The organism is uncultured Polaribacter sp. (assembly GCF_947495205.1).
GTDB lineage: Bacteria > Bacteroidota > Bacteroidia > Flavobacteriales > Flavobacteriaceae > Polaribacter.
On sequence record NZ_CANLXV010000002.1, the window covers coordinates 168015 to 186987 of the forward strand.

The 18973-nt window shown below is 32.5% G+C and carries 12 protein-coding genes; 1 reads left to right on the forward strand and 11 read right to left on the reverse strand.

Features of this window, described 5'->3' with window-relative positions:
- Positions 1 to 5: 5 nt before the first annotated feature.
- Together Q0762_RS02950 and Q0762_RS02955 are read right to left on the reverse strand one after the other, a co-directional pair.
- The gene (locus tag Q0762_RS02950; protein WP_298763399.1) at positions 6 to 3065 is read right to left on the reverse strand and encodes a TAT-variant-translocated molybdopterin oxidoreductase; all 3060 of its coding nucleotides are present in this window, start codon (positions 3063 to 3065) and stop codon (positions 6 to 8) included.
- Positions 3066 to 3137: 72 nt separating this feature from the next.
- Positions 3138 to 4439, reverse strand: coding sequence for a c-type cytochrome (locus Q0762_RS02955; protein ID WP_298763400.1), 1302 nt, complete (start codon positions 4437 to 4439; stop codon positions 3138 to 3140).
- Positions 4440 to 4635: 196 nt separating this feature from the next.
- Here Q0762_RS02955 and Q0762_RS02960 point away from each other — a divergent pair, with 196 nt between their 5' ends.
- Complete coding sequence (locus Q0762_RS02960; protein ID WP_298763402.1) at positions 4636 to 4992, forward strand: SPOR domain-containing protein; 357 nt, start codon at positions 4636 to 4638, stop codon at positions 4990 to 4992.
- A gap of 109 nt (positions 4993 to 5101) precedes the next feature.
- Here Q0762_RS02960 and infB read toward each other — a convergent pair whose 3' ends face one another.
- From infB to ilvD, 9 genes are all read right to left on the reverse strand, one after another.
- The gene (gene infB / locus Q0762_RS02965; protein ID WP_298763404.1) at positions 5102 to 7927 is read right to left on the reverse strand and encodes a translation initiation factor IF-2; all 2826 of its coding nucleotides are present in this window, start codon (positions 7925 to 7927) and stop codon (positions 5102 to 5104) included.
- Between the two features lie 73 nt (positions 7928 to 8000).
- Entirely contained in the window at positions 8001 to 9257 is a 1257-nt protein-coding gene (gene nusA / locus Q0762_RS02970) for a transcription termination factor NusA (RefSeq protein WP_298763406.1), read from the reverse strand.
- Positions 9258 to 9269: 12 nt separating this feature from the next.
- Positions 9270 to 9731, reverse strand: coding sequence for a ribosome assembly cofactor RimP (gene rimP / locus Q0762_RS02975; protein WP_298763407.1), 462 nt, complete (start codon positions 9729 to 9731; stop codon positions 9270 to 9272).
- A 127-nt stretch (positions 9732 to 9858) separates the two neighbouring features.
- A complete protein-coding gene (locus tag Q0762_RS02980) occupies positions 9859 to 11451 on the reverse strand; it encodes an NADP-dependent glyceraldehyde-3-phosphate dehydrogenase (protein WP_298763408.1) in 1593 nt (530 codons plus the stop codon).
- Positions 11452 to 11595: 144 nt separating this feature from the next.
- On the reverse strand, positions 11596 to 12858 hold the full coding sequence (gene ilvA / locus Q0762_RS02985) for a threonine ammonia-lyase IlvA (protein WP_298763410.1): 1263 nt from the start codon (positions 12856 to 12858) through the stop codon (positions 11596 to 11598).
- Positions 12859 to 13164: 306 nt separating this feature from the next.
- Positions 13165 to 14640, reverse strand: coding sequence for a ketol-acid reductoisomerase (ilvC, locus tag Q0762_RS02990; protein WP_298763411.1), 1476 nt, complete (start codon positions 14638 to 14640; stop codon positions 13165 to 13167).
- A 10-nt stretch (positions 14641 to 14650) separates the two neighbouring features.
- Entirely contained in the window at positions 14651 to 15184 is a 534-nt protein-coding gene (ilvN, locus tag Q0762_RS02995; protein WP_298763412.1) for an acetolactate synthase small subunit, read from the reverse strand.
- A 103-nt stretch (positions 15185 to 15287) separates the two neighbouring features.
- A complete protein-coding gene (gene ilvB, locus Q0762_RS03000) occupies positions 15288 to 17021 on the reverse strand; it encodes a biosynthetic-type acetolactate synthase large subunit (RefSeq protein ID WP_298763413.1) in 1734 nt (577 codons plus the stop codon).
- 151 nt (positions 17022 to 17172) lie between these two features.
- Complete coding sequence (gene ilvD, locus Q0762_RS03005) at positions 17173 to 18849, reverse strand: dihydroxy-acid dehydratase (protein ID WP_298763414.1); 1677 nt, start codon at positions 18847 to 18849, stop codon at positions 17173 to 17175.
- Positions 18850 to 18973: the final 124 nt, after the last annotated feature.

Sequence of the window (18973 nt, forward strand, 5' to 3'; positions counted from 1 at the left end):
TTTAATTACGCTTCGTTTGTGTTTCTTACTTTTACTTGATATATTACATTAGGCTTCGTTTGAAGGTAATCTAATACATTGTATGCTCTCTTATCTACTGCTAACGCAGCAACTTTATCTTCTTTGTTATTTACGTCTCCAAAAACTAAAGAACCAGTAGTACAAGCAGATGAACACGCTGTTGAAAATTCATCTTTATTTACTTTTCTACCTTCTTTTTTAGCTTTCAAAATAGTAGCTTGCGTCATTTGAATACACATAGAACATTTCTCCATAACTCCTCTTCCACGAACAACTACGTCTGGATTTAAAACCATTTTACCGTATTCATTATTCATATTGAAATCAAACTCATTGTTGTTTGCATATTCAAACCAATTGAATCTACGTACTCTATAAGGACAGTTGTTTGCACAGTATCTTGTACCAACACATCTATTATATGTCATTTGATTTTGACCCTGACGACCATGAGTTGTTGCTGCCACTGGACAAACAGTTTCACAAGGAGCGTGATTACAGTGCTGACACATCATAGGCTGAAAGGTAACCTCTGGATTTTCTGCTTCTGTTTCTAGAGCTTCATAAGTAGCTCCTCTACTTAAACCTAACTCCTTTGCCTCCTCTCGAGTTTCCACAGTTGAAGAATAATATCTATCAATACGCAACCAATGCATATCTCTACCAACTCTAACTTCATTTTTACCAACAACTGGTACATTGTTTTCTGCATGACATGCAACTACACAAGCACCACAACCGGTACAAGAAGTTAAATCTATAGATAGATTGAAATGATGACCAACTTCTCTATTATGTTCGTCCCAAAGATCTATTGTATTCGCTTCTACTTCTTGATGATCATAAGACACATATGCTGGTTTATTCCAACCATGATGATGATCTTTAGGATCTACAGTTTTAAACTCTTTTAGTGAAGCTACCTTTAAGATGTCATGACGACCAGCAATTGTTTTCTGTACTTGTGTACAAGCAAACTTATGAGTGCCCGATACTTTCTCTATACTAACATTATACTGAATATTATTACCATCTTTATAAAAAGGGTAGGCATTTACACCTACTTTCATTTCCTCTTTTAAACCAAAAGTTTTACCAAAACCTAAAGATAAACCTACAGAACCTTTGGCCTGACCAGGTTGTATCATTACAGGAACTACAACTTCAGCTCCATTAACTTTAACTTTGGCATAATCTCCATTTATAGCACCATTATCTTTCACTGGATTAGAGAAACCTAAGACCTTAGCATCTGCTATAGACATTGTTAAGTAGTTATCCCAAGAAGTTCTTGTAATTGGATCCGGAAACTCTTGTAACCAAGGATTATTCGCTTGTCTGCCGTCTCCTAAACCGGTTTTAATATATAAATTCAACTCCATGCCTGAAGAAGAAATACTTTTCTTTAATTGATTAGCTACATCAGAAATAACAACTTCAGACACATAATCAGATGTATTTGACGTTACATTAGCTGAATAATAACCATTATGCAAAGCTTTATTCCAAGAAGCAGCATTCAATACTTCTGTAGTCCAATAATTTTTTAAAAAATCGTAATATGAAGTAGTACTACCCGACCATTTTAACAAAACATCTTGTACTTGTTTTGTTTGAAATAAAGGTTGTATTGTTGGTTGCATTAAACCATAATTACCTTCTGAAAAATTAGTATCGCCCCATGATTCAAGAAAATGCGATGTTGGCAATGCATAATCCATTGCATCTACAGTTGCATTATTTTCTGTTGACAAACCAACCTTTAAAGAAACTTTACCTAAAGCTTCAATAAATTCAGTTGCATTTGGCAGCGTATATGCTGGATCAATATTGTAGGTTAATAAACCACCAATCTTTCCAGATTTCATATCAGTTATAACACCTTGAACTTCTTCAAAATTTCCTTGACGAATGTTTAACGTATTTTGTGTATCTAAAATATCACTATTTAATGCTTGGTTTATTGCTAAAGATATAAGCTGCGCATTAACATCGTTAATACCAGTCATCACTACACCTTTAGAACCAGCCTTCTTAAGCACTTTAGCTAATTTCTTTATTTCTCCATCAATTGGCGTTGCTTTTGATGATACTCCATTACCAGTGATTTCCTTGTATAAGTTTAACAAAGCAAATACAACGTCAGATGGTTTTGCAACCACACGTTTATCAGCATTTGCGCCAGTTAAAGACATATTGCTTTCTACCTGCACATGAAAAGACATTGCGCCTGTTTCAGGTTTTCTACCAGCAACATAGGCTTTTTCAAATCCACCATGAAAATCTCCTAAAAAATCAGCTCCAAAAGAAACTATTGCTTTAGCGTTCTCTAATTTATAGTTAGGTAATATTCTTTTACCGTACATTGCCTTAAAAGCATCTACTGCAGCAGATTCTGAAATCGCATCATATACTACATGACGAATATTAGGATATGCTGTTATAAAATCTGATATTACTTTTGATGTTGAAGGACTAGCTAACGTACCAGTTAAAAGAATAACAGGCTTTTCTGCTTCTTTTAATTTCAACAATGCATCACCAATTTCTTTATCTGCACTTGCCCAAGTAATTGCTTTACCTCCTTTGGTTGGTTCTTTTAAACGCAAAGTTTCATCATACAATGACAAAACAGAAGCTTGAACTCTAGCACTAGTAGAACCATTCGCCTCTTTGTTTGGCATAATTTGAATTGGTCTACCTTCTCTAGTTTTCACTAAAACGTTTGCATAATCAAAACCATCTGCAATAGAAGTTGCATACCAATCTGCAACACCAGCAATAATATCGTCTGGTTTTACTACATAAGGAATAGATTTTACAACTGGTCCTTCACAAGCTGCCAATGAAGCCGCTGCCGTAGTAAAACCAACGTACTTTAAAAAATCTCTACGCGAAGTAGAAGAATTCTCTAACGTTTCTTTATCACCTAAAAAGTCATCTGTAGGAATATTTTCTACAAATTCATTTTTCGCCAACGTTTCAACAACAGAACTACCTTGCAGTTCCTCAACACTTTTCCAGTATTTTTTGTTTGAAGCCATTTATATCTAGTTATTAGTTTATAGTTACCTATTTAAATTAATTATTTAAACGCAACCATCTTTCTTCTTTAATTAATAATGACACTTACCACATTCCAATCCACCTAACTGAGAGATTGTAACTTTATCTACTCCGTATTTATCAGCAAGCTGCTCATGAATTTTCTCATAATACTCGTTGCCTTTCAAATCAACATTTGTTTCTCTGTGACAATTAATACACCAACCCATTGTTAAGGGTGAATATTGATACATCTCATCCATTTCCTCTACAGGTCCGTGACATTTCTGACATGCAATACCTGCCACTGTTACGTGCTGAGCATGATTGTAATAAGCAAAATCTGGTAAATTATGAATACGAATCCATTTTACAGGCTTTTCTTCACCCGTATAAACTAACTCATCTTTATCCCAACCAACAGCTTCATACAATTTATCAATTTCCAAATCTAACTGCTGCTTACCATATGTTTGACCGTTCCACTGAATCTCAGTAGTTTCAGCAACTTCTGCAATTGCTTTATGACAGTTCATACACACGTTTAGTGACGGAATACCTGAATGCTTACTATGTTTTGCAGAAGAGTGACAATATTGACAATCCACTTTATTTTCTCCTGCATGTATTTTATGCGAGAAAGCAATTGGCTGAATTGGCTGATAACCCTGATCTACACCAACTTTAAATAAAGTTCCAAAAGTTACATAAGCCCCAATCAACAACAAAAATATAGTAGATAGCACTTTTAAGAAAGTATTGTTTTTAGCACCAATCCAAAGTTCTTGTAAATCTCTTCTTAAATTAGACTCAACACCAGGCTTACTACCCCCTTTTAACTCACTCACCTGCTTTAACAAACTAGAAATCATTAAAAAAGCAACAACTATAGCAGCAGCCAATAAATAAATTAACCACTCTGGCGCGCCAGATTTTTGAAGAACTTGACCACCAACAGTAACATCACCTGAGTCAACGACTTTCTTAATTTCACCTACAGTTGTATAATACAAAATATCATCAATCTGAACATCTGTTAACTGAGGAAAAGCAGTCATTGCAGTAGCGCTATACTGAGCAGCTTGAGCAGCCTCTGTATTTACTTTCTGAAATTCTGCATTATTCTTAATCCATGATTTTAACCAAGCATTTTCTCTACGCTCTTCAACACCACCTAAAGCAGGCCCAACTAACTTTTTATCTAATTTATGACATGAAGCACACTGAGATTTAAAAAGCTTTTTTCCTGCTTTTTGACGAGCCTCATCTACATCTTGCGCATAAGTCGAAATACTGAATGCAAAAACCAAAAGTAATGCAAAACTCTTGTGAAGTACTGAAAACAATTTATTGTATAAACCCACGCTTTTCATATTTACAAACTATAATTTTAATGTCTTATAAATGATCTAAAAATTGTATTTTAGATAGTGAGGCAAAAGTACTACATATTGCTAAATTTTGGAAAAAGAATACCTTCTTAAATACCAATTTATAATAATTCTAAATAGTAAAATTCACCAATTTATTCTGAACTAAGTCGTTATTTTTGTGGTATATTTTATAACGATGAAAAACAAATTAATTTTAGGAATTTTCTTATCGACATGTGGTGTTTTAAGCGCTCAAAACTCAACAAAAATAAGTAAAGAAATAAAGACATTTTTAGAAAAAAAACGAGATTATAACAGAGCTATAGGATTTGGATATTCTATTCAAATCTATAATGGGAAAGAAGTTACTGCCAAAAGTAGGTTGGCTAAATTTAAAGTGCTATACCCTACAGTAAAAACTAAATTAGTCTATAACGCTCCTGAATGGAAAGTGCAAGTAGGTACTTATAAAACTAAACTTGATGCAGATAGAGCAATGCTAATTTTTAAGAAAGAATATACTGGCTTAATAGCTGTTCCTTTGGGGAAATAAAATATAGCAAATGCTCGTTAAGATTAAATAAAAATCTTACTTATTCAATAAATAAAAAAGGCGAAATTCTGAAGAATTTCGCCTTTTTTATTTTCGCTTATCATTGATCTTATTTCAACTTCTTTTTTACAGCGACTTCTTTATATGCTTCTATAACATCTCCCACCAGAATATCATTATAGTTCTTTATTTGAATACCACAATCATATCCTTTAGCCACTTCTTTAACGTCATCTTTAAAACGTTTAAGTGCTTGTAAAGTACCGTCATGAACTACAATACCATCTCTGATAATTCTAATTTGAGAATCTCTAAAGATTTTACCAGAAGTTACCATACAACCTGCAATATTACCAACTTTAGATATCTTAAAGATTTCTCTGATTTCCACATTACCTGAAACCTCTTCTTTCATCTCTGGAGACAACATACCCTCCATTGCATCTTTAAGATCATTAATGGCAGCATAGATAATAGAATATGTTCTAATATCTACTTCTTCTCTATCTGCTACTGCTCTGGCGTTTCCTTGAGGACGAACATTAAATCCTACAATAATTGCATCTGAAGCCGTTGCTAAAAGTACATCACTTTCTGTAATGGCTCCAACACCTTTATGTAAAATATTTACCTGAATTTCTTCTGTAGATAATTTTTGGAAAGAATCTGTTAAAGCTTCTACAGAACCATCTACATCTCCTTTTAGGATAATATTTAATTCTTTAAAGTCTCCTAATGCAATTCTACGCCCAATTTCATCTAACGTTAATGTTTTCTGTGTTCTTACAGATTGTTCTCGCTGTAATTGAGAACGTTTCGATGCTATTTGTTTTGCTTCTCTTTCGTCTTCAAAAACATTAAATTTATCACCTGCTTGAGGTGCACCATCTAGACCTAAAATTGATACTGGTGTTGATGGTCCTGCTATTTCTAGATTATTTCCTTTATCATCAAACATAGCTTTTACTTTACCACTATGCTTACCTGCTAAAATATAATCTCCAATTTTTAATGTACCTGCTTGTACTAAAATAGTGGTTACATAACCTCTACCTTTATCTAGCAATGCCTCTACAACAGCACCAACTGCATTTTTATTAGGATTTGCCTTTAATTCTAAGACTTCTGCTTCAAGAAGTACTTTTTCTAACAACTCATCAATTCCTTGACCTGTTTTTGCAGAAATATCTTGCGATTGTATGTTACCACCCCATTCTTCTATTAATAAATTCATAGAAGATAATTGTGTCTTTACATTATCTGGATTTGCGTTTGGCTTATCTATTTTATTTATGGCAAATATAATTGGTACACCTGCTGCTTGCGCATGTGAAATGGCTTCTTTTGTTTGCGGCATCACATCATCATCTGCTGCAACCACAATAATTACCAAATCTGTTACTTGAGCTCCACGAGCACGCATAGCTGTAAAGGCTTCGTGACCTGGTGTATCTAAAAATGCTATTTTTTGATCTCCAACATTTACCGAATACGCACCAATATGTTGTGTTATTCCTCCACTTTCGCCCTCAATAACATTGGCATTTCTAATGTAATCTAGTAAAGATGTTTTACCATGATCTACGTGCCCCATTACTGTAATAATTGGTGCTCTTGTTTCTAAATCTTCTGGCTTATCTATTACTTCTTCTATAGATTCTTCTACTTCTGCACCAATAAATTCTACTTTATGGTCAAATTCTTCTGCTACAATAACTAATGTTTCTGCGTCTAAACGCTGATTCATAGTTACCATCATTCCTAAAGACATACACGCAGAAATAATGTTTGTTACAGGAACCTCCATCATTGTTGCAACTTCACTAACTGTAACAAATTCTGTTACTTTTAAGATCTTGTTATCTAATGCTTGTGCTTCTTGTTCTGCTTCTGATTGCTCTCTTCTGGCGTCTCTTTTATTTCTTCTATACTTAGCTCCTTTTCCTTTAGAAGATTTTCCTTGAAGTTTTTCTAACGTTTCTCTAACTTGCTTCTGGATATCTGCTTCTGTTGGCTCTTCTTTTTTAACATTACTAGGTCTTTGGTTGCCTCTTCCTTTAAAACCACCTCTATTGTTACCTGGACCTCTATTTCCAGGTCCTCTATTGCCTGCAGTTCTATTACCAGGACCGCCTGCTTTGTTTACAATACGTTTACGTTTCTTTTTAGGATCAGTGCCATCTTTTTTAGCTTCTGGCTTTTTCTTTTTAGGTTTTTCAAATTGCTTTAAATCAATTTTTTTACCTGTAAAATTAGGTCCATCTAACTTTTTGTATTGTGTTTTTATAGCCTCCGCATTCTCTGCAGTAATCTCTTCTTTTTTCTCTTCTTTTTTTACTGGAGCATCAACTTTAACAGGAGCGACGGTTTTTGGCGCTTTTGGCGCTTCTTCCGTTTTAGGTGTTTTCGGAGCTGGTTTTTCCTTTGGAATTAACTTAGATTTAATAACCAAACCTTCTAATTTAGGAGCTTTTGCTTTCACAACCTCAACTTCTTTTGGCTTTGGTTTTTCTGGCACCACTTCTTTTTTATCCTCAACAGGTTTTTCCACCTCTTTTTTAGGTGAAGGTTTACCTGCAGCATCAATATCTATTTTACCAACTGGCTTAAAGGCTAATTTTTCTGCTTTTGCTTTAAGAACTTCTTCTTTTTTAGCGTCTTCTGCTCTTTTTCTTTCTTGCTTAGCTTCTAGTTCTAAACGAATTGCCTCTTTCTCTTTTCTTTTTTCTTCTCCAACTTCCTTAGATGCCGCTTTTTTGCTTGCATCTGTTTGGAAACCATCAAGAAGTACTTGATAGACAGCACCAGAAATTTTAGTAGTTGGTCTAGATTCAATTTCGTGACCTTTATCTGCTAAATATTCTACTGCTCTATCAAGAGAAATATTTAATTCTCTTAAAACTTTATTAAGCCTCATTGTTTTGCCTTCAGACATATATTATTTTTTAGCCTTTAATTTTGTAAAAATATGACTTTTTACGTTTACTCTATAATTTTTAAACTACATCTTAGTCTTCAAATTCTTCTTTTAAAATTCTTTGAACATCTAAAATAGTTTCTTCTTCTAAATCGGTTCTTTTTACCAATTCTTCCACACTTGTTTCTAAGACGCTTCTTGCAGTATCTAAACCAATTTTCTTGAATTCTGTAATTACCCAGTCTTCAATCTCATCTATAAACTCTGTTAATTCTACATCTTCTTCTTCTAAACCTTCTCTCTTAACATCTATTTCGTAACCCGTTAATTCACTGGCTAAACGAATGTTAACACCACCTCTACCAATTGCTTTAGAAACTTCTTCTGGTTTTAATAAAACGCTTACACGTCCTTTTTTACCATTTTTTTCTTCTTCGTACATCTCAATTTCCATAGAAGTCACTTTTGCAGGACTTAATGCTCTTGAAATAAACAATTGTTCGTTTTTAGTGTAATTAATTACATCGATATTTTCGTTTCCTAATTCGCGCACAATTCCGTGAATTCTAGATCCTTTAACACCAACACAAGCTCCAACAGGATCTATTCTATCATCATAAGAATCTACAGCTACTTTTGCTTTTTCTCCTGGAATTCTTGCCACACCTTCTACAGTAATTAAACCATCAAAAACTTCTGGAATTTCTTGTTCAAATAATTTAGTTAAAAATGCTGGCGATGTTCTAGACAATATAATTGCAGGTTTATTACCTCTTAATTCTACGGTTTTAATTACACCTCTTACGTTATCTCCTTTTCTAAAGAAATCTGAACGAATTTGCTCGCTTTTTGGCAAAACAATTTCATTTCCTTCATCATCTAACAAAATAATGGCATTATGACGAATGTGGTGCACTTCTGCACTATATAAATCGCCTTCTAAATCTTTAAATTGTTTAAATATATTAGTGCTATCGTGTTCGTAAATCTTAGAAATTAAGTTTTGGCGTAATGCTAAAATAGCTCTTCGTCCTAAATCAATCAGCTTTACTTCTTCAGATACATCTTCACCTATTTCAAAATCGGGTTCAATTAATCTTGCTTCTGCTAATTCTATTTCTTCATTATCATCTTCAGAAAAACCATCTGCAACAACTATTCTATTTCTCCAAATTTCTAAATCTCCTTTATCTGGATTGATAATAATATCAAAATTATCATCAGAACCAAACTTACGTTTTAAAGCAGCTCTAAACACTTCTTCTAAAATAGACATTAATGTTACTCTGTCTATACTTTTATTATCTTTAAATTCTGAAAACGAATCAATTAACGCTATATTCTCCATTACATTTTTTGCTTAAAATACAATTTTCACTTTTGCTTCTTTAATATCTATGTAAGCTAAAGTTGCTGTTTTTTCTACAGTTACTTTACCTTTCCCAATTGGTTTAGGTTCTCTAGCTTTCCATTTTAAGACAATTTTATCTTGATCTGCTGCTGCTAAGGTTCCTTCTAATTCTTCTGTTTCGGTTTTTACTTTAAGAATTCTATTTATATTCTTTATGTACTGCCTTTTCTCTTTTAAAGGATATGCAATATCTGGTGTAGTTACTTCTAAAGAAAAATCGGTCTCTTCTCTATCTAAATTACTTTCTACGCTTCTACTAATTCTAATACATTCGCTTAAAGGAACGCCTTTATCGCCATCTACAGTTATCTGTATTTTATTGTTTTCTGATATGTTTAAATCAATTAAAAACAATGTTTCGTTCTCTTGTAACGCTTCCTCTACTAAGTTTTTTACTTTTTTCTGATCCATTTTACACCTTAAAATAAAGTATAAAAAGAGGGGCCTTTATAGCCCCTTCTTTCTTCATTTACATTAAATTTCGATGCAAATATACAAATTGTTTGCGATTTAACAAAAGTATATTTGATACTATATTTTATAGAATATAATCTGTACTTACAAAATTAGACGATTTTTTGTCTAACAACTCTTTTAAAATAGCACTATTGTAAGCTGTATCTTTTGCCGCTACAAAGGTTCTTATAGAAAAAGAACGTAATGCATCATGCACACTTAATGTAGCAACTGCAGAATCTTTTCGACCTGTAAAAGGATATACATCTGGACCTCTTTGTGCAGCACTATTTAAATTTACTCTACACACTAAATTTACCAAAGTATCTATTAAAGGTGCTAATGTTTTTACGTTGCTACCAAACACACTTACTTGTTGGCCATAATTAGAAGCGGCCATATCATCTAGCGGTTCTTGTATATTTTTAAAAGAAACAATAGGTATTACTGGCCCAAATTGTTCTTCTTCAAAAACTCTAGATTCTTTTGATACGGGATATAAAACTGCCGGAAAAATATAATTTTCTGTAGTTTCACCTCCTTTTTTATTAATAATTGCTGCGCCTTTTGCTACTGCATCATCAATTAAACCTTGAATATATGCAGGTTTATTAGGTTCTGGTAATGGCGTTAATTTTACGTTATCTTCCCAAGGATTTCCAAACTTTAAAGCGTCTACAGCTTTTGTAAAACGTTTATTAAACTCGTCTACAATATGCTCATGTACATATAATATTTTTAAAGCCGTACAACGTTGGCCATTAAAAGATGTGCTTCCTGAAATACATTCTGCAATTGCCAAATCTAAATCTGCATCTGGTAAAACAATTCCTGGATTTTTTGCTTCTAAACCTAAAACCAAGCGCAATCTGTTTTTCTGCGGATGATTTTCTTGTATTGCATTTGCTGATTTACTATTACCTATTAAAGCTAAAACATCTACCAAACCTGTTTTCATTATTGGTGTTGCCAGCGTTCTTCCTCTACCATAAATAATATTTACTACACCTGCTGGAAAACTATTTTGAAAAGCTTCTAAAAGTGGCGATAGCAATAAAACACCATGTTTTGCCGGTTTAAAAACGGTTGTATTCCCCATAATTAAAGCAGGAATTAACAGCGCAAAAGTTTCATTTAAAGGATAATTATAAGGCCCTAAACAAAGTACAACGCCTAATGGCCCTCTTTTTATGTGCGCGTAAACTCCACTATGCTTTTCAAACTTTGCAGAATCTCTATCCATTTTTTTGTAGTCTTCAATAGTATCATAGATATATTCTACAGTTCTATCAAATTCTTTTTCTGAATCTGGTAAAGATTTTCCTATTTCCCACATTAATAATTTTACAATGGCTGCTCTTTTGGTTTTCATTTGCGCTGCAAACTTTTCCATAGCTACAATTCTATCTTCAACTCTCATTGTTGGCCATAAACCCTGACCTCTATCATAGGCTTTTACAGCTGCATTTAAAGCATCAATACCTTCTTCTCCTGTTAAATTTGGTACAGTTCCTAAAAGTGTAGGTTTGTATTTTTCTGTAGATGAAATTGTGGAATAAACAGCCGCAGTTTCTCCTGTCCATTTTTTTAATTCTCCACCAACTAAATAGGTATTTTGATTTAAAGGTGTGGTAATTTTATATGTATCTGGAATTTGTTTTAATGTTTCTGTCATAATTTAATTTTAATAAAAATCTTAAAATTTAAGTAGGTTATTTCATCTTCAAAATTATATGAAAATAGTAGGTGAACTATCCTTTGCTATCTTGAAAAACCAAAGGATTATAAATAAATTATTAAAATTGAAGTTTCTTTTAATTTATACTAAAAATTGAAATAAATCTGGCATTTCGTTTAAATATTCACCAAAAAAATTACGCTCTTTCATTCTTTGCATTAATGGTTCTAAATCTGATTTGCATTGTAGTTGTAAACCCACAACTGCTGCCCCATTTTCTCTATTGGTTTTTTTTGTGTATTCAAAATGCGTAATATCATCATTTGGCCCTAAAATATCTACAACAAACTCCTTTAAAGCTCCTGCTCTTTGTGGAAATTTTACAATAAAGTAGTGTTTTAAATTTGCATAAAGCAATGCTCTTTCCTTAATTTCTGCTGTTCTAGTAATATCGTTATTACTACCGCTAACAATGCAAACTACATTTTTACCTTTAATTTTATCTGCATAAAAATCTAATGCTGCAATACTTAACGCTCCTGCAGGTTCTACTACAATAGCATCTTTATTATACAAGTCTAAAATAGTTTGGCATACCTTGCCTTCTGGAACTAGAATTACATCTGTTAAATTTTGTTTACAAATTTCAAAATTTAAATCTCCCACTCTTTTTACAGCAGCACCATCTACAAAAGAATCTATATTTTCTAATGCTGTATTTTTATTGTTTTTTATAGATACCAACATAGAAGGAGCTCCTTCTGGCTCTACACCAATAATTTTTGTGTCTGGTGATAATTCTTTAAAGACAGAAGATAAACCTGCAGATAAACCACCACCACCAATAGAAACAAATACATAATCTATTTTTTCTGTGGCTTTTTTTAAGATTTCTAAACCTACAGTTGCTTGTCCTTCAATTACTTTCTTATCATTAAAAGGATGTATAAATGTTTTTTCTTTTAAATCGCATTCTAATTTTGCTGCATTATAAGCATCATCAAACGTATCACCTTCAATGACAATATCAATAAAATCTTCACCAAACATTTTTACTTGATTAATTTTTTGATTTGGTGTTGGCGAAGGCATAAAAATAGTACCTTTTATTTGTAGCAATTTACAAGACAAAGCTACACCTTGCGCATGATTGCCTGCACTTGCACACACAATACCATTTTGTTTTTCTTCTAAAGTTAAAGAAGACATTTTGTTGTATGCGCCTCTAATTTTATAAGATCTAACCACTTGCAAATCTTCTCTTTTAAAGAAAATGTTTGCTTTAAATTCTTTAGAAAAAGTACTATTTATTTGTAATGGCGTTTTATAAGCAACACCTTTCAGTTTTTTTGCAGCTGCCTTTACGTTTTCTAAACTAGGAAAATAAATTTCGTGATTTTGCATAATCAAATGTAAAAAGAAAACTTATAACTTCTTATAAATTGAGTTTTAAAATAATTGTAAATCTTAAATAATGTTCGCTATTTTGAGTTGTTTCTATTTGATAAAAATTCCTTAAAAAGGAATAATAAAACAACTGCTTAAAGAGGTTTCTATGCTTCTCTTTTTTCTTTATATTTTCTTTGAGATGAAAATGTTATAGATTGAAAAGAAAGCATTCATTACTTTTAAGAAGTAAAAAAACTGTTTTTTAAGCAAAAAAAAAGTACAGTTAAAAACTGTACTTTTTTTTGCTTATTCTGCTTAATTTTAAGCAGATTTTATCACTTTCATTGCAGTCATAGAAGCTCTTAATTCTGCGCCTACTATTTCTACTGGGTGATTTCTAATGATGCTATTAATTTTGATTAATTCTTGGTTATCTACACCATTTTCTGAACTAAATGATTTTCCTATTACATTGGTAGAAACCGTTTTCATAAAATCTGTTAATAAAGGCTTACAAGCATGGTCAAATAAATAACAACCATACTCTGCAGTATCAGAAATTACACGATTCATTTCAAATAATTTTTTACGTGCAATGGTGTTTGCAATTAATGGTGTTTCATGTAAAGACTCATAATAAGCAGATTCTTCAATAATTCCAGCTTCTGTCATTGCTTCAAAAGCTAACTCTACACCAGCTCTCACAAAAGCAACTAATAATGTTCCATGATCAAAATATTCTTGTTCAGAAATTTCTTCACTTGTAATTTCTTGCTTTTCAAAAGCAGTTTCTCCAGTTGCTGCTCTCCAAGTTAATAAGTTTTTATCATCATTTGCCCAATCTTCCATCATGGTTTTAGAGAAATGACCAGAAATAATATCATCCATATGCTTTTCGAATAATGGACGCATAATATCTTTTAATTCTTCTGATAAACGAAACGCTTCTATCTTAGCAGGATTAGATAACCTATCCATCATGTTGGTAATTCCACCATGTTTTAATGCTTCCGTAGTAGTTTCCCAACCATACTGAATTAGTTTTGCCGCATAACTTGCATCAATTCCTTCTTCTACCATTTTATCAAAAGATAAAATAGCACCTGTTTGCAACAAACCACATAAAATAGTTTGTTCTCCCATTAAATCAGACTTTACTTCGGCTACAAAAGAAGAAGCTAATACTCCTGCTCTATCTCCACCTGTTGCCACTGCATATGCTTTTGCTTGTGCCCAACCTTTGTTTTCTGGATCATTTTCTGGGTGAACTGCAATTAACGTTGGTACACCAAAACCTCTTTTATATTCTTCACGTACTTCAGAACCAGGACATTTTGGAGCCACCATAATCACTGTTAAATCTTCTCTAACTTTTGTACCTTCTTCTACAATATTAAATCCGTGAGAATAACTTAATGTTGCTCCTTTTTTCATTAACGGCATTACTGCATTAACTACTTTGGTGTGTTGTTTATCTGGTGTTAAATTTAACACTAAATCTGCTGTTGGAATTAACTCATCATAAGTACCCACAGTAAAACCATTAGAAGTTGCATTTTCATAAGATGCTCTTTTTTCATCTATAGCTGCTTGACGCAAAGCGTAAGAAATATCTAAACCAGAATCTCTCATGTTTAAACCTTGGTTTAAACCTTGTGCACCACAACCTACAATAACTATTTTTTTCCCTAAAAGTACAGCTACTCCTTCTGAAAATTCAGAAGAATCCATAAATCTACATTTTCCTAATTGCTCTAATTGTTTTCTTAATGGTAATGTGTTAAAATAATTTGACATTTTATTTAATTTAGTTATTGTATGTTTTTAACAATGTTGATATTTTCATTTCTTCTTTGGTAACTGCAATTAAACCAGATCTTGTGTATTGCATAATACCAAAAGGTGCTAGTTTGTTGTATAAATTTACAATTTCCTCTTTTTTTCCAGATTTTTCTAAAACAAAAAATTCTTTATTTACAGTTACTATTCTAGCATTACTTTCTTTTATTATATTTTGAATTTGACGTTCTTCAAATAATAATTCAGATTTAATTTTAAATAAGCCGGCTATTTGATAAATAATTTCATCTAAAGTGTGGTAATAAGCTTTAATTACCTCTACTTGCTTTTCTATTTGACCAATAATTTTCTGAATTCCCACCTCATTCATATTTACCACAATGGTAAATTTAGAAACACCATCAATTTCTGATGGAGAAGTATTTAAACTCTCAATATTAATATGTCTTCTTTGAAAAATTGCTGAAATTCTATTTAGCAACCCAATATTATTTTCAGTATAAACTGATATTGCGTATAATTGTTTTTCTTCTGTACTCATACTTTATAATATGATAGAAAAAAGATGATAGAAATAAGATAGCTATCTTTGTTTTACTAAAACCTTTAATCTTTGTTCTTTATGCTCTTTTCTTATTCTTTAATTACTCTAATCTAATATCTGCAACACTTGCGCCAGAAGGAACCATAGGAAAAACATTTCCTTCTTTTTCTACACAAACTTCTAAGAAATAAGCTTCTTTACTTTCCATCATTTCTTTTACAGCTTCCTTTAAATCTGCTCTTTTTACCACTTTTCTAGCTTTTAGATAATAAGCTTCTGCAATGGCTACAAAATTTGGATTTGTCATTTCTGTAGAAGCATAACGCTTGTCAAAAAACAGTTGTTGCCATTGACGCACCATTCCTAAAAATTCATTATTTAAAACCACAACTTTTACAGCTGCTTTTTGCTGAAAAATAGTACCTAATTCTTGTATGGTCATTTGGTAACCACCATCACCAGAAATAGAAACTACTTCGCGTTCTGGAGCCGCCATTTTTGCACCAATTGCCGCTGGTAAACCAAAGCCCATTGTACCCAAACCACCAGAGGTAATATTACTTTTGGTTTTATTAAAGTCTGCATATCTACAAGCAATCATTTGGTGTTGCCCAACGTCTGTTACAATTGCAGCTTCTCCTTTACTTTGTATGTTAATTTCATTAATAACTTCTCCCATAGTTAACCCTTCTTTAGTTGGATGGATGTCGTTTTTAATTACTTTATTGTATTCTATATCGTATAAATCTTTAAATTCTTGATGCCATTCTGTATGAGAATTCTCTTTAATTAAAGGTAAAATAGCGGTTAAACTAGCTTTTGCATCTCCCAAGACAGCAATATCTGCTTTTACATTTTTACTTATTTCTGCAGGATCTATTTCAAAATGAATAACCTTGGCTTGTTTTGCATATTTATTTAAATCGCCAGTAACCCTATCGTCAAAACGCATACCAATAGCAATTAAAACATCACATTCATTGGTTAATTTATTTGGCGCATAATTACCATGCATACCCAACATACCCACATTTAAAGGATGAGAAGTTGGTATAGCAGAGGCTCCTAAAATTGTCCAAGCTGCAGGAATACCTGCTTTTTCTACCAAAGCAATCAATTCTTTTTCTGCTTCACCTAAAACAACACCTTGCCCCCAAATAATAAATGGTTTTTTAGCATTGTTTATCACTTTTGCAGCAGCTTCTACAGAACTTACATCTGTTTTTGGAACAGGATTATAGCTTCTAACTTTTGTACATTTTTCATAAGAAAAATCAAACTCTTCAAACTGTGCATCTTTAGTAATATCTACCAAAACAGGTCCTGGTCTACCACTTTTAGCAATGTAAAATGCTTTTGCTAATGCTGCAGGAATATCTGCTGCTTTAGTAACTTGGCAGTTCCATTTGGTAACAGGTGTAGAAATACCTACAATATCTGTTTCTTGAAAAGCATCTGAACCTAGTAAATGTGAAGGAACTTGACCTGTAATACACACCATTGGTGTAGAGTCTATTTGTGCGTCTGCAATACCTGTAATTAAATTGGTAGCTCCTGGACCAGAGGTTGCTATAGCAACACCAACTTTACCAGAAATTCTTGCAAAACCTTGTGCAGAATGTGTTGCACCTTGCTCGTGACGTGTTAATACATGATGAATTTTGTCTTGAAACTTATATAATTCATCATAAACAGGCATTATTGCACCTCCAGGATATCCGTAAATAATTTTTACTTCTTCTTCGATTAAACATCTAACAATTGCCTCACTACCAGAAATACGTATTGTAGATTTGGTTGTATTTTGTATTGATTTTATGGTTTTTGTTTCCATATTGTATCTTTTTAGATGAGAGAAAAAAGATGATAACCTAAAGACTTTCTAATCTTTTTCTTTTCTCTTTATTTTTTGTCTTTACTCTATTTATTTATTTTCTAAAGCTGCTATACTTAATCGAATTCAGCATAAAAAGCTTAAAAAAAATTTACAAATCTGTAACACAGCCTTTAGAAGCAGATGCTACTGTTTTTGCATATTTGTATAAAATACCTTTTTTATGTTTTGGTTCTGGAGCAACCCATTTTGCTTTTCTTTCTGCTAATTCTTCATCAGAAATTAAAACATTTATAGAATTGTCTTCTGCACTAATTTTAATTTTATCTCCTGTTTCTAATAGTCCGATTGCGCCACCATTAATTGCTTCTGGTGTTATATGCCCTACTACAAAACCATGTGTACCTCCAGAAAAACGACCATCTGTAATTAAAGCTACAGATTTACCTAAACCAGCTCCCATAATTAAAGAAGTTGGCTTTAACATTTCTGGCATTCCTGGACCTCCTTTAGGACCAACGTATCTAATAACAACAACATCTCCTCTTTCTACTTCTCCGTTAGAAATTCCTGTATTAGCAGCTTGCTCACCATCATAAACAACGGCTTTTCCTTCAAATAACAAACCTTCGTTTCCAGAAATTTTTGCTACAGCACCTTCTTCTGCAAGATTACCATATAAAATCTGTAAATTTCCTGATTTCTTTAAAGCATTTTCTTTTTGATAGATAATGTCTTGTTCTTCAAATTCAATTGCTTCTACATCTGCTAAATTTTCTGCTAATGTTTTACCTGTAACCGTCATACAATCGCCATGTAAATATCCATTTTCTAATAAATATTTCATAATTGCAGGAATACCACCAACACCATGAACATCTTCCATTAGATATTTTCCAGATGGTTTTAAATCTCCAATTAAAGGAGTTCTATCACTTACCCTCTGAAAATCATCTAAAGTAAAATCGATATCAGCAGCATGGGCAATTGCTAAAAAGTGCAATACTGCATTTGTTGACCCTCCTAAAGCATTTACTAAAGTAACCGCATTTTCTAAAGATTTTTTAGAAATAATATCTTTTGGCTTTAAATCTAATTCTAACAAGTTTTTTATAGCTCTTGCTGTTCTTTCTGCTTCAGATAATTTATTAGGGTTTTCTGCAGGAATTGATGAATTATAAGGCAATGCAAAACCCATACATTCTATTGCAGATGCCATTGTATTTGCTGTATACATACCACCACAAGCACCAGCTCCTGGTATAGCTCTTTTTATAATTTCTTTATATTCTGCTTCATCTATTTCTCCTGCTACTTTTTGCCCTAGAGCTTCAAAAGCAGATACAATATTTAATTTTTTTCCTTTGTATTTACCAGATGCTGTAGAACCACCATACATCATTATAGAAGGTCTATTTAAACGCAACATTGCAATAATGGAACCTGGCATATTTTTATCACACCCAACAATAGCTACTAATGCATCATAACTTTGTGCATTCATTACTGTTTCCATAGAATCTGCAATAATATCTCTAGATACCAAAGAGTAATTCATACCTGATGTTCCCATAGAAATTCCGTCTGAAACACCAATAGTATTAAATCCTAAACCTACCATATCTGCAATATTACACTCTACTTTAACTTCGTCTTTTAAACGATTTAAGTGCATATTACAAGGATTACCATCATAGCCTGTACTGGCAATACCAATTTGGGCTTTTCGCATATCATCATCTGTTAATCCTGCTGCATATAGCATGGCTTGAGACGCTGGCTGCGATTCATCTTGTGTTAATCTTTTGCTATGTTTATTTAATTCCATCTATTAAATTCTTCAAATTGTTGACTAAATTATTCTATTTCTCTAATTTCTTTGCATTAAATGCAATCTGACTCTTTACACTCATGCCTTACAAAAAATATATAACTAACTTATTTACAGGTGA

What these genes read in the sequence shown, in the direction of transcription:
- Q0762_RS02950 (WP_298763399.1), bottom strand. Translation starts at nt 3,065, where the DNA reads ATGGCTTCAAACAAAAAATACTGGAAAAGTGTTGAGGAACTGCAAGGT.
- ilvA (WP_298763410.1), bottom strand. Translation starts at nt 12,858, where the DNA reads ATGCAAAATCACGAAATTTATTTTCCTAGTTTAGAAAACGTAAAGGCA.
- ilvD (WP_298763414.1), bottom strand. Translation starts at nt 18,849, where the DNA reads ATGGAATTAAATAAACATAGCAAAAGATTAACACAAGATGAATCGCAG.
- ilvB (WP_298763413.1), bottom strand. Translation starts at nt 17,021, where the DNA reads ATGGAAACAAAAACCATAAAATCAATACAAAATACAACCAAATCTACA.
- ilvC (WP_298763411.1), bottom strand. Translation starts at nt 14,640, where the DNA reads ATGTCAAATTATTTTAACACATTACCATTAAGAAAACAATTAGAGCAA.
- infB (WP_298763404.1), bottom strand. Translation starts at nt 7,927, where the DNA reads ATGTCTGAAGGCAAAACAATGAGGCTTAATAAAGTTTTAAGAGAATTA.
- ilvN (WP_298763412.1), bottom strand. Translation starts at nt 15,184, where the DNA reads ATGAGTACAGAAGAAAAACAATTATACGCAATATCAGTTTATACTGAA.
- nusA (WP_298763406.1), bottom strand. Translation starts at nt 9,257, where the DNA reads ATGGAGAATATAGCGTTAATTGATTCGTTTTCAGAATTTAAAGATAAT.
- Q0762_RS02960 (WP_298763402.1), top strand. Translation starts at nt 4,636, where the DNA reads ATGAAAAACAAATTAATTTTAGGAATTTTCTTATCGACATGTGGTGTT.
- Q0762_RS02980 (WP_298763408.1), bottom strand. Translation starts at nt 11,451, where the DNA reads ATGACAGAAACATTAAAACAAATTCCAGATACATATAAAATTACCACA.
- rimP (WP_298763407.1), bottom strand. Translation starts at nt 9,731, where the DNA reads ATGGATCAGAAAAAAGTAAAAAACTTAGTAGAGGAAGCGTTACAAGAG.
- Q0762_RS02955 (WP_298763400.1), bottom strand. Translation starts at nt 4,439, where the DNA reads ATGAAAAGCGTGGGTTTATACAATAAATTGTTTTCAGTACTTCACAAG.